This window comes from Paenibacillus sp. Soil724D2, assembly GCF_001427935.1.
Lineage (GTDB): Bacteria > Bacillota > Bacilli > Paenibacillales > NBRC-103111 > Paenibacillus_E.
In genome coordinates, this window is the sequence record NZ_LMRY01000028.1 from 21,945 (window position 1) to 33,866 (window position 11,922).

Below are 11,922 nucleotides of genomic sequence, written 5' to 3' on the forward strand. Positions count from 1 at the left end.
TAAAAATGAAATTAACGTTTTCCGGTTTTCTTGTCGTCATCGTGACCTTTGTAAGTACGAGTTGGTGCAAATTCACCAAGCTTGTGTCCAACCATATCTTCGGTTACATACACAGGCACGTGTTTTCTTCCATCATATACTCCGAAAGTGTGACCAACGAATTGCGGGTAAATCGTAGAACGACGGGACCACGTTTTGATAACCAGTTTTTTGCTGGAAGTGTTCAAGTCTTCTACTTTTTTCAGTAAGTATCCATCAATAAATGGACCCTTCTTTAAGCTGCGACCCATGGGTGTTCCTCCCTTCCTTGAACCTCAAGAGAATTCATATATCCTAGATTACTTCGTACGGCGACGTACAATGTATTTATCGGATGCTTTGCCTTTTTTACGAGTTTTGAAACCAAGCGTCGGTTTACCCCATGGTGACATAGGTGATTTACGTCCGATTGGTGCGCGTCCTTCACCACCACCGTGTGGGTGATCATTCGGGTTCATTACGACCCCACGAACTTGTGGACGATTGCCTTTCCAACGATTACGTCCTGCTTTACCGATTTTCACGAGCTCGTGATCTTCGTTACCAACAGAACCGATTGTTGCGCGGCAAACTTTAAGGACTTTACGAACTTCACCGGATGAAAGGCGAATTGTTACGTAAGTTTCTTCTTTACCAAGAAGTTGAGCTTCCGTACCAGCAGCGCGCACTAGTTGTGCACCTTTACCAGGCTTCAACTCGATGTTGTGGATAACTGTACCAACTGGAATGTTTTCCAATGGAAGAGCGTTACCTACTTTGATATCTGCTTGTGGTCCAGAAACGATACGATCGTCCACTTTAAGACCTTTAGGAGCGATGATGTATTTTTTCTCACCATCAGCATAATGAATCAATGCGATGTTTGCGGAACGGTTAGGATCGTACTCAACTGTAGCAACGCGTCCTGGTATTCCATCTTTAGTACGTTTAAAATCGATAATACGGTATTTACGTTTGTGTCCACCACCATGGTGACGAACCGTAATTTTACCTTGGTTGTTACGACCAGCATGCTTGAACAGAGGAGCAAGCAATGATTTCTCCGGTGTTGATGTTGTGATTTCTTCAAAAGTAGAAACCGACATCGCACGTCGAGCTGGTGAGGTTGGTTTGTATTTTTTAATTGGCACTCTGATTTCCTCCTTACTTCAAGAAATGGGTTATACCGATTCAAAGAATTCCAATTCTTTGCTCTCTGCGCTTAGGGACACGATAGCTTTCTTCCAAATGGAAGTGTAACCGGAGTGTTTGCCATAACGTTTTGGCTTAGCTGGCATTCTCAATGTGTTTACATTTGTAACTTTTACTTTGAAGATAGCTTCAATAGCTTGTTTAATTTCTGTTTTGTTAGCGCGAAGATCCACTTCGAAAACATACTTTTTGTTAGCCATTAGGTCGCTTGTACGCTCAGTGATGATCGGGCGCTTGATAATGTCGCGTGGATTTTTCATTGTGCAAGCACCTCCTCAACTTTCTGTACAGCCTCTTGTGTTAAGATCAATTTGTCATAAAGCATGACATCAAGAACGTTAACTCCATCAGCAGCAACAAATTTCACACCTGGGATATTACGAGCAGACAAAGCAACATTAGAGTCGTTAGCAACGCCCACAACTAGTACTTTGCTATCTACTTTCAGGTTGTTCAGAATAGCAACGAAATCTTTCGTTTTCGGAGCATTCATTTGAAGTTGATCCAATACGATCAAGTTGTTATCGATAAGTTTCGAGGACAAAGCGGATTTGATCGCTAAGCGACGAACTTTTCTAGGCAATTTGAAACCATAGCTACGAGGTGTCGGCCCGAATACGGTACCGCCGCCTTTCCACTGTGGAGCACGAATACTACCTTGACGCGCACGACCTGTACCTTTTTGTTTCCAAGGTTTACGACCACCGCCGCGAACTTCCGAACGACCTTTTGTTTTGTGTGTTCCTTGACGCACAGCTGCTTGTTGCAAAAGAACAGCTTCGTGGATCGCATGAACGTGAGGCTCAATTCCGAAAACAACGTCAGACAGTTCAACTTCTCCTACCTGAGCACCTGTTACATTATATAAAGCTACTTTTGGCATCTGTCTTCCTCCTTTCTTACTTTTTCACAGCAGACTTCACGCTAACGTAGCTGTTTCTAGGACCCGGAATGGAACCTTTAACTAGCAACACGTTACGCTCAGCATCTACTTTAATGATTTGCAGGTTTTGCAAAGTTACTGTTTCGTTACCCATATGTCCTGGTAATTTCTTACCTTTAGGAACGCGGTTTGCTTGAATGGAACCCATGGAACCTGGTCCGCGGTGATAACGTGATCCGTGAGCCATAGGGCCTGTGGATTGGTTATGTCTTTTGATGTTACCTTGGAAACCTTTACCTTTGGAAGTACCCGTTACATCAACGAATTCGCCCTCTGTAAACAGATCTGCTTTCAGTTCTTGACCAACTTCATAGTCACCCAACTGAATGCCACGAATTTCTTTAACGTAGCGCTTAGGCGTTGCCCCTGCTTTTTTCGCATGGCCAAGCTCTGGTTTAATGATTCTGCTAGCTTTCACATCATCAAAACCGATTTGGATCGACTCATATCCGTCGTTATCCACATCTTTCTTTTGCAGTACCACACATGGTCCCGCTTGAATGACAGTTACCGGAACTACATTACCCTCCGGAGTAAACAACTGTGTCATCCCAAGTTTTTTTCCTAAGATACCTTTCATCGTTGACACCTCATTTCCTTCCTAAACGTTCATTCTATAGTTGTTTTACAGTTTGATCTCAATATCAACGCCAGACGGTAAGTCTAAACGCATTAGAGCATCAACTGTTTGTGGTGTTGGATTCACAATATCGATAAGACGCTTATGCGTACGCATTTCGAATTGCTCACGCGAATCCTTGTACTTGTGCACCGCACGAAGAATCGTGATGATTTGCTTCTCTGTCGGAAGCGGAATCGGACCGGATACACCTGCACCGGAACGCTTGGCAGTTTCCACGATTTTCTCAGCTGATTGATCAATAATTCTGTGATCATAAGCTTTCAAACGGATACGAATTTTTTGCTTTGCCATGATAAGTCCCTCCTTCTATCGCCCAATTTATTATCGGACATACTCCGCGAAAATTCTCCAACAACCATCCCCATGGCAAAGGGGCCAGGTGTGTCGGCAACCTTTCGCATCATCGCAACGTCACAGACCAACGTTTTATATTATATAAAATTTGAAAACGAAAAGCAAGCGAAATTTTAGGCATATGCATAAAAAAACACTCACCGCCTAAACGATGAGTGTTTCTTCTATATAAAGGTATTACTTTTGAATTGTTGCAACCGCGCCCGCACCAACTGTACGTCCGCCTTCACGAATCGCGAAGCGTGTTCCTTCTTCGATTGCGATTGGGTTGATTAGTTCAACAGTAACAGTGATGTTATCACCAGGCATAACCATCTCAGTACCTTCTGGAAGGGAGATGATACCCGTTACGTCAGTTGTACGGAAGTAGAACTGTGGACGGTAACCTGTGAAGAAAGGCTTATGACGGCCACCCTCTTCTTTAGTTAGAACGTAGATTTGTGCTGTGAAGTTCGTGTGTGGTTTAACTGAACCTGGTTTCGCAAGTACTTGTCCACGCTCGATATCTTTACGGTCTACACCACGAAGCAAAGCTCCAATGTTGTCACCAGCTTGAGCGGAATCAAGCAATTTACGGAACATCTCTACACCAGTTACGATGCATTTACGAGTTTCTTCAGCGATACCAACGATTTCAACTTCTTCTTGTACTTTAACAGTACCACGCTCAACACGACCAGTTGCAACTGTTCCACGACCAGTGATTGAGAATACATCCTCAACTGGCATAAGGAAAGGCTTGTCAGTTTGACGCTCAGGAGTTGGGATGTAAGTATCAACTTGCTCGAACAACTCGATGATTTTGTCAGCCCAAGGACCTTCTGGGTTAGCAAGAGCTTCACGAGCTGCACCACGGATGATTGGAGTATCATCGCCTGGGAACTCATATTCGTTAAGAAGGTCGCGAACTTCCATCTCAACCAATTCAAGCAACTCTTCGTCTTCAACCATATCACATTTGTTAAGGAATACTACGATGTAAGGTACGCCTACTTGACGGGAAAGAAGGATGTGCTCGCGAGTTTGCGGCATAGGGCCGTCAGCTGCGGATACAACCAGGATCGCTCCGTCCATTTGAGCAGCACCAGTGATCATGTTTTTAACATAGTCAGCATGTCCAGGGCAGTCAACGTGTGCGTAGTGACGGTTAGGTGTTTCGTACTCAACGTGAGCCGTGGAGATTGTGATACCGCGCTCGCGCTCTTCTGGTGCTTTATCGATTTGGTCGAATGCTACTGCAGCTCCACCGTATCTTTTGGACAATACAGTTGTAATAGCAGCTGTCAAAGTTGTTTTACCATGGTCAACGTGACCGATAGTACCGATGTTAACATGCGGTTTGTTACGTTCAAATTTAGCCTTTGCCATTTTAAACGATTCCTCCTTAGAGTGACTAATAGTTTTATATTAAGCGCCTTTGCCTTTTGCAATAATTTCTTCTGCAATGGACTTAGGTACTTCTTCATAATGTGAAAGTTCCATGGAGTAAACACCACGGCCTTGTGTTCTCGAACGAAGCGTTGTGGAATATCCAAACATTTCGGACAAAGGCACCTTAGCACGGATGATTTGCGCGCCATGACGGTTATCCATACCTTCAATACGTCCACGACGGGAGTTAAGGTCACCCATAACATCGCCCATGTACTCTTCTGGTACAGTAACTTCAACCTTCATGATTGGCTCAAGAAGAACCGGTTTACATTTTTCTTTAGCTGCTTTAAGTGCCATGGAACCTGCGATTTTGAACGCCATTTCATTGGAGTCAACATCATGGTAAGATCCATCAACAACTGTAGCTTTGATATCCACGAGCGGGAATCCTGCGATTACACCGTTTTTCATGGACTCTTCGATACCAGCTTGAATAGGTGCGATATATTCTCTAGGAATAGATCCGCCCACTACTTTGCTTTCGAAAATGAAACCTGTGCCAGCTTCTTGAGGTTCGAACTCAACCCAACAATGTCCGTATTGACCACGACCACCGGATTGACGAACGAATTTACCTTCAACTTTAGCTGCCGCACGGAATGTTTCACGATAAGCAACTTGTGGTTTACCTACATTGGTTTCTACTTTGAACTCGCGAAGCATACGGTCAACTAGGATCTCAAGGTGAAGCTCACCCATACCTGCGATGATCGTTTGTCCTGTTTCTTCGTCTGTGGAAGCACGGAAAGTCGGATCTTCTTCAGCAAGTTTTTGCAATGCGATACCCATTTTATCTTGGTCGGCTTTCGTCTTCGGTTCAACAGCAAGCTGAATAACCGGTTCAGGGAAGACCATTTTCTCAAGAATAACTGGATTTTTCTCATCACAAAGTGTATCACCAGTCGTTGTATCTTTCAATCCAACGGCCGCGGCGATGTCACCAGCGTATACAATGCTGATTTCTTGACGGCTGTTCGCATGCATTTGCAGAATACGACCAACGCGCTCACGTTTGCCTTTTGTTGCGTTAACAACGTAGGAACCGGAGTTCAAGGTACCAGAGTAAACACGGAAGAACGTAAGACGACCAACGAAAGGATCTGTCATGATTTTGAATGCAAGCGCTGAGAAAGGTTGATCATCAGCAGACTTACGAACCACTTCAGTACCATCGTCAAGTACACCTTTAATGTCAGGCACATCAAGAGGTGATGGCAGGTAACTAATTACCGCATCCAACATCAATTGAACACCTTTGTTTCTGTAAGAAGACCCTACGATAACTGGGAAGATTTTCACTTCGCAGACACCTTTACGTAGAGCTGCTTTGATTTCGTCAACAGAAATTTCTTCGCCTTCAAGATACTTCATTGTAAGCTCTTCATCGAGCTCAGCAACTTTCTCAATCAATTCCAAGCGAAGCTCTGCAACTTGATCTTTGAACTCAGCAGGAATCTCGATTTTCTCGATATCCTTACCAAGATCATCTTTGTACATATAAGCAACTTCATCAACCAAGTCAATGATACCTTTGAACTCATTCTCAGCACCGATTGGAAGTTGAATAGCTACTGCATTTGCACCAAGTTTTTGACGCATGGATTCAACAACTTGCAAGAAGTCTGCACCGATGATGTCCATTTTGTTTACGTAAGCAATCCGTGGAACGTTGTATTTATCAGCTTGTCTCCAAACTGTTTCCGATTGAGGCTCAACGCCCTCTTTCGCACTAAATACACCAACTGCTCCATCCAACACACGAAGGGAACGCTCTACCTCAACGGTAAAGTCAACGTGTCCCGGGGTATCAATAATATTGATGCGGTGACCTTCCCATTGCGCAGTTGTAGCGGCGGAAGTAATCGTGATTCCGCGTTCTTGTTCCTGTTCCATCCAGTCCATCGTAGCAGCACCTTCGTGCACTTCCCCGATTTTGTGAACTTTACCAGTATAGTACAGAATGCGCTCTGTTGTTGTCGTTTTACCAGCATCGATATGAGCCATGATCCCGATATTACGTGTGTTTTTTAAGGAGAACTCTCTAGCCATAGGTCGTTATGTCTCCTTTCTGAAATTGATTTAGAATTCTACCAACGATAGTGAGCGAATGCTTTATTAGCTTCAGCCATTTTGTGTGTATCTTCACGTTTCTTAACGGAAGAGCCTGTGCTGTTGCTAGCATCGATGATTTCATAAGCCAATCTTTCTTCCATCGTCTTCTCACCGCGTAGACGTGAGTAGTTTACCAACCAACGCAAGCCTAATGTCGAACGACGATCAGGTCTTACTTCGATAGGCACTTGATAGTTTGCTCCACCAACACGGCGAGCTTTAACTTCTAGTACTGGCATAATATTTTTGATAGCAGCTTCAAACACTTCCATCGGCTCTTTACCTGTACGATCTTTCACGAGGTTAAAAGCGTTGTATAGAATGGTTTGTGCTACCCCTCTTTTTCCATCAACCATAATGCGATTGATAAGACGAGTAACTAGTTTGCTATTATAAATTGGATCTGGCAATACGTCTCTGCGAGTAACTGGACCTTTACGAGGCATAGTTATCCCCCTTTCTTATAAGAATCATCCCTGATTATTATCTCTTATTTTTTAACTTTCGGACGTTTAGTACCGTATTTGGAACGGGATTGCTTACGGTTGTTAACACCGGAAGTATCCAACGCGCCACGCACGATGTGATAACGTACCCCTGGAAGATCTTTAATTCTACCTCCACGGATCAATACAACACTGTGTTCTTGCAGGTTGTGACCGATACCTGGAATGTAAGCTGTCACCTCTACGCGGTTCGTTAAACGAACACGTGCATATTTACGAAGTGCGGAGTTAGGCTTCTTAGGAGTCATAGTACCTACACGCGTGCAGACACCACGTTTTTGAGGTGCACTCAAATCCGTTGCTTCTCTTTTCAAAGCGTTAAAACCTTTTTGCAAAGCTGGTGATTTAGACTTATCCACCTTCGCTTGACGACCTTTACGTACTAGTTGGTTAATTGTTGGCATATCGCCACCTCCTCCCTACATTCATAACATGATGATCTTCTTGCAAGCCCACAGATCCAGGCGAGTCATAAATGAGCAAAGAGAAAGTCCTTGCCATGGATAGCTGCAAAAAGTTACTAGAACTTAATGTCGCCTATAGCCACTAACAAAAACGTCTTTAGCGTTTATTCATTTACAACAGCTGCTACCGCAGCTCCAACTTCAATTCCACATGCTTTACCTAGCATCTTCATAGAATCTACATAGGTGACAGGTACACCCTTCTGCGTACAGAGAGTTACCAGATTTATCGTCAATCGCGGATCTGCATCTTTGGAAACAAAAACTTCGACTGCCTTACCTTGTTCGACTATTTTTGTAACTTTCTTCGTACCTACACTTATATTCTTCGCCTGTTTGACTTTATCATAAGACATAAGGCAACCCCCTTCAAAGAAAAGGAAAGAATATCGACTTAGGCACACTACGATATATTAGCACTTTGAACTTCAGGTGTCAAGGATTAACTTCTAATATTTTATTATTCTTACTAGATTAGTAAATGTATATCAAAAGGGACAGCACACTTCATAATAAAGTGGCTATCCCTCCTGATTACATAGCGAATCTATTCAACAGTGACAGTTTCTTTTTCAAGATCCTCGTCTTGTACAAGCACTTCGTTCGGATCCGTAATACGGATATTCCGGTAACGAGGCATTCCCGTACCTGCAGGAATAAGTTTACCGATAATAACGTTCTCCTTAAGACCAAGTAATTGGTCAACCTTGCCTTTAATGGCTGCATCCGTCAAGACACGTGTCGTTTCTTGGAAAGAAGCCGCAGATAGGAAGGAATCGGTCTCTAGGGACGCTTTAGTAATACCGAGCAAGATAGGTCTTGCAACAGCAGGTTCACTACCAGCGAACAAGGCTACTTTGTTGGCAGCTTCGTATTCATGAATGTCTACGAATGAACCTGGAAGTAACGTAGTATCACCAGCGTCAACGATACGGATTTTCCGCAGCATTTGGCGAACCATAACTTCGATATGTTTATCGTTAATTTCTACCCCTTGGTTACGATATACGCGTTGAACTTCTTGCAGAATGTAGTTCTGCACGCCGCGAATACCTTTGATGCGGAGCATTTCTTTTGGATCGATAGATCCATCAGTCAGCTCATCTCCAGCCTCGACCTGTTGATTCAGTGAGACACGGACACGTGATCCGTAAGGAACCGCATAAACCTTGGATTCCGCTTCCCCTTGGACTTCAATCTCACGACGGTCCTTAGCTTCACGGATTTCTTTGACAGTACCATCGATTTCGGAAATGATCGCTTGACCTTTCGGATTCCGAGCTTCGAAGAGCTCTTGAATACGCGGCAAACCTTGCGTAATATCATCTCCGGCAACACCACCGGTATGGAACGTACGCATCGTCAACTGTGTTCCTGGCTCACCAATGGATTGAGCAGCGATAATACCAACTGCTTCACCAACCTCAACAAACTGGCCAGTAGCTAAGTTACGACCGTAACATTTTTTACAAACACCATGATTGGTGCGGCAGCTAAGGACGGAACGGATTTGAAGTTTCTCGATACCTGCTTCAATAATTGTATCTGCAATACCTGATTCGATGAGCTCATTGCGTTGAACAATTACTTCACCTGTTTTCGGATGACGAAGGGTTTCATAAGCATAACGACCTTCAATACGGTCATAGAGATCTTCAATAACCTCTTTACCATCTTGAATTTTGCTAACCATGAAGCCTTTATCTGTTCCACAATCATCTTCGCGAACAATAACATCTTGCGCAACGTCAACGAGACGGCGAGTCAAGTACCCTGAATCCGCTGTACGAAGTGCTGTATCGGCAAGACCTTTACGCGCTCCGTGCGTGGAAATAAAGTACTCCAAGATTGTTAAGCCTTCACGGAAGTTCGATTTAATTGGCAACTCCATAATTTTACCGGATGGATTCGCCATCAAACCACGCATACCGCCAAGCTGTGTAATCTGTGATTTATTACCACGGGCTTTGGATTCAACCATCATGCTAATAGAGTTGTATTTATCAAGGGATTTCATCAAAATATCTGTGATTTCATCCTTTGCTTTACTCCAGATCGCAATAACACGGTCATAACGCTCTTCATCTGTAATCAAACCACGGCGGTATTGGTTCGTAACTACACGTACTTTCTCTTCACATTCTTTGAGGATTGCTACTTTTTCAGTAGGAACAACAACGTCAGAGACAGCTACGGTAATACCCGCTTTGGTGGAGTACGTGAATCCAAGCTCTTTAATTTTATCAAGGATCATGGACGTTTGAGTTGTGTGGTATTTACGGAAACACTCGGCAATGATAGAACCGAGATATTCTTTACCTACCGCTTTGTTCTCATCACGTTCCAACATAATAGCTCTAAGATCAGCACCTTTTTCGAAAACAAAGTGAGAATCTGGGATACCATTCAATAGGTTCGTTTTGGTTGGTTCATTAATGAATGGGAAGTCGCTAGGGAAAATCTCATTCATAATGATTTTACCGATCGTCGTGATCAAGATCGCATTTTGCTGTTTCTCAGTGAAACTAACTTTGTTCAATGCTCTTGCAGGAATAGCAACCCGTGCGTGCAGTGCCATTTTGCCCGATTGGTAGGAAGAAACTGCTTCATGCACCGTTCTAATAATAGAACCAGCACCTTTAGCGAATTTGTTGTCTGTTGTTAAATAGAAGCTTCCCAGAACCATATCCTGTGAAGGCGTAACAACAGGCTTACCGTCTTTCGGATTCAAGATGTTACCTGACGCCAGCATGAGCAAGCGAGCTTCGGCTTGAGCTTCTGAAGACAATGGTACGTGAACGGCCATTTGGTCACCGTCGAAGTCAGCGTTGTAAGCTGTACAAACGAGCGGATGAAGTTTAATAGCGCGACCTTCAACCAGAATCGGTTCAAAAGCTTGAATACCAAGTCTATGCAGCGTAGGGGCACGGTTCAGAAGAACCGGGTGCTCCTTAATGACTTCTTCAAGAACATCCCAAACATCTGGACTTACGCGCTCAACTTTACGTTTTGCACTTTTGATGTTATGGGCCAAACCTTTATTTACAAGCTCTTTCATCACGAAAGGCTTGAACAACTCAAGTGCCATTTCCTTCGGAAGACCACATTGGTACATCTTCAGGTTAGGACCTACAACGATAACGGAACGACCAGAGTAGTCAACACGTTTACCGAGCAAGTTTTGACGGAAACGTCCTTGTTTACCCTTCAGCATATGGCTGAGGGATTTCAATGGACGGTTGCCTGGGCCTGTTACAGGACGGCCGCGACGACCGTTGTCGATAAGAGCATCGACAGCCTCTTGCAGCATCCGCTTCTCATTTTGAACAATGATATCCGGTGCGCCTAGGTCGAGCAATCTTTTCAAACGGTTGTTACGGTTGATAACGCGGCGATACAGATCATTCAAGTCAGAAGTCGCGAAGCGGCCACCATCGAGCTGTACCATCGGACGAAGCTCCGGAGGAATGACTGGAAGTACATCCAGAACCATCCAACCCGGTAAGTTCTTCGAGTTACGGAATGCTTCCATAACTTCCAAACGCTTAATCGCACGATTACGACGTTGACCTTGCGCTGTTTTGAGTTCTTCTTTGAGTGTATCTACTTCACGCTCGATATCAATATCGATTAGAAGCTTTTTAACGGCTTCCGCACCCATTCCCGCTTGGAAAGCATAACCGTACTTCTCGCGATAGCTGCGGTATTCTTTCTCGGAAAGCAGTTGCTTCTTCTCCAAAGGTGTATCCCCTGGATCAGTTACCACGTAGGAAGCGAAGTAGATAATTTCCTCCAATGATCTTGGAGACATATCTAGCGCAAGTCCCATACGGCTTGGAATACCTTTGAAGTACCAAATGTGAGATACCGGAGCAGCAAGTTCAATATGACCCATGCGCTCACGACGTACCTTTTGACGTGTTACTTCAACGCCGCAACGGTCACAAACTACGCCTTTATAACGAACTCGTTTGTATTTACCGCAATGACATTCCCAATCTTTAGTAGGCCCGAAGATCTTTTCGCAGAAAAGACCTTCTTTCTCAGGCTTTAAGGTTCTGTAGTTAATCGTTTCCGGCTTCTTTACTTCCCCACGGGACCAAGAGCGAATTTTATCGGGTGATGCCAAGCCGATTTTCATAAACTCGAAGTTGTTAACGTCCATCAAGGAGCAACCCTCCTTTAAGAATTTAAACCCACTATACAGTGAATCGTTCTCGATCTATTGTGGTGTTC

12 protein-coding genes are annotated in these 11,922 nt (G+C 44.0%); all 12 read right to left on the reverse strand.

The window, feature by feature from the left end; all coding sequences use genetic code 11:
- Nucleotides 1-11 precede the first annotated feature (11 nt).
- The 12 genes from rpsS to rpoC all read right to left on the reverse strand — a co-directional run bounded on the left by rpsS (nt 12) and on the right by rpoC (nt 11,854).
- A complete protein-coding gene (rpsS, locus tag ASG85_RS22395) occupies nt 12-290 on the reverse strand; it encodes a 30S ribosomal protein S19 (RefSeq protein WP_029196461.1) in 279 nt (92 codons plus the stop codon).
- A gap of 48 nt (nt 291-338) precedes the next feature.
- Nucleotides 339-1,169 carry a 50S ribosomal protein L2 gene (rplB, locus tag ASG85_RS22400; protein ID WP_028557492.1) on the reverse strand — a complete coding sequence of 277 codons (831 nt, stop codon included), beginning with the start codon at nt 1,167-1,169 and terminating at the stop codon, nt 339-341.
- Nucleotides 1,170-1,199: 30 nt separating this feature from the next.
- Entirely contained in the window at nt 1,200-1,490 is a 291-nt protein-coding gene (rplW, locus tag ASG85_RS22405; protein ID WP_028557493.1) for a 50S ribosomal protein L23, read from the reverse strand.
- The gene (gene rplD, locus ASG85_RS22410; protein ID WP_060647784.1) at nt 1,487-2,113 is read right to left on the reverse strand and encodes a 50S ribosomal protein L4; all 627 of its coding nucleotides are present in this window, start codon (nt 2,111-2,113) and stop codon (nt 1,487-1,489) included. The genes rplW and rplD overlap by 4 nt, the downstream gene beginning before the upstream one ends.
- A 16-nt stretch (nt 2,114-2,129) precedes the next feature.
- Nucleotides 2,130-2,753 (reverse strand): 50S ribosomal protein L3, encoded by a 624-nt coding sequence (rplC, locus tag ASG85_RS22415; protein ID WP_028557495.1) that lies wholly within the window; start codon nt 2,751-2,753, stop codon nt 2,130-2,132.
- Nucleotides 2,754-2,798: 45 nt separating this feature from the next.
- Nucleotides 2,799-3,107 carry a 30S ribosomal protein S10 gene (rpsJ, locus tag ASG85_RS22420; protein ID WP_028557496.1) on the reverse strand — a complete coding sequence of 103 codons (309 nt, stop codon included), beginning with the start codon at nt 3,105-3,107 and terminating at the stop codon, nt 2,799-2,801.
- 240 nt (nt 3,108-3,347) lie between these two features.
- Nucleotides 3,348-4,538, reverse strand: coding sequence for an elongation factor Tu (gene tuf, locus ASG85_RS22425; protein WP_047683193.1), 1,191 nt, complete (start codon nt 4,536-4,538; stop codon nt 3,348-3,350).
- 39 nt (nt 4,539-4,577) lie between these two features.
- A complete protein-coding gene (fusA, locus tag ASG85_RS22430) occupies nt 4,578-6,653 on the reverse strand; it encodes an elongation factor G (RefSeq protein WP_056834176.1) in 2,076 nt (691 codons plus the stop codon).
- 38 nt (nt 6,654-6,691) lie between these two features.
- Nucleotides 6,692-7,162, reverse strand: coding sequence for a 30S ribosomal protein S7 (gene rpsG, locus ASG85_RS22435; protein WP_028557499.1), 471 nt, complete (start codon nt 7,160-7,162; stop codon nt 6,692-6,694).
- Nucleotides 7,163-7,206: 44 nt separating this feature from the next.
- Nucleotides 7,207-7,626 carry a 30S ribosomal protein S12 gene (gene rpsL, locus ASG85_RS22440; protein ID WP_028557500.1) on the reverse strand — a complete coding sequence of 140 codons (420 nt, stop codon included), beginning with the start codon at nt 7,624-7,626 and terminating at the stop codon, nt 7,207-7,209.
- 164 nt (nt 7,627-7,790) lie between these two features.
- Nucleotides 7,791-8,042 carry a ribosomal L7Ae/L30e/S12e/Gadd45 family protein gene (locus tag ASG85_RS22445; protein ID WP_056834178.1) on the reverse strand — a complete coding sequence of 84 codons (252 nt, stop codon included), beginning with the start codon at nt 8,040-8,042 and terminating at the stop codon, nt 7,791-7,793.
- Between the two features lie 191 nt (nt 8,043-8,233).
- Nucleotides 8,234-11,854 carry a DNA-directed RNA polymerase subunit beta' gene (gene rpoC, locus ASG85_RS22450; protein WP_057304269.1) on the reverse strand — a complete coding sequence of 1,207 codons (3,621 nt, stop codon included), beginning with the start codon at nt 11,852-11,854 and terminating at the stop codon, nt 8,234-8,236.
- Between the last annotated feature and the right edge of the window lie 68 nt (nt 11,855-11,922).

Bases quoted from the DNA above. Each gene is read 5' to 3' on its own strand.
- rpsS (WP_029196461.1), bottom strand. From the start codon at position 290: ATGGGTCGCAGCTTAAAGAAGGGTCCATTTATTGATGGATACTTACTG.
- rplW (WP_028557493.1), bottom strand. From the start codon at position 1,490: ATGAAAAATCCACGCGACATTATCAAGCGCCCGATCATCACTGAGCGT.
- rplD (WP_060647784.1), bottom strand. From the start codon at position 2,113: ATGCCAAAAGTAGCTTTATATAATGTAACAGGTGCTCAGGTAGGAGAA.
- rplC (WP_028557495.1), bottom strand. From the start codon at position 2,753: ATGAAAGGTATCTTAGGAAAAAAACTTGGGATGACACAGTTGTTTACT.
- rpsJ (WP_028557496.1), bottom strand. From the start codon at position 3,107: ATGGCAAAGCAAAAAATTCGTATCCGTTTGAAAGCTTATGATCACAGA.
- tuf (WP_047683193.1), bottom strand. From the start codon at position 4,538: ATGGCAAAGGCTAAATTTGAACGTAACAAACCGCATGTTAACATCGGT.
- fusA (WP_056834176.1), bottom strand. From the start codon at position 6,653: ATGGCTAGAGAGTTCTCCTTAAAAAACACACGTAATATCGGGATCATG.
- rpsG (WP_028557499.1), bottom strand. From the start codon at position 7,162: ATGCCTCGTAAAGGTCCAGTTACTCGCAGAGACGTATTGCCAGATCCA.
- rpsL (WP_028557500.1), bottom strand. From the start codon at position 7,626: ATGCCAACAATTAACCAACTAGTACGTAAAGGTCGTCAAGCGAAGGTG.
- ASG85_RS22445 (WP_056834178.1), bottom strand. From the start codon at position 8,042: ATGTCTTATGATAAAGTCAAACAGGCGAAGAATATAAGTGTAGGTACG.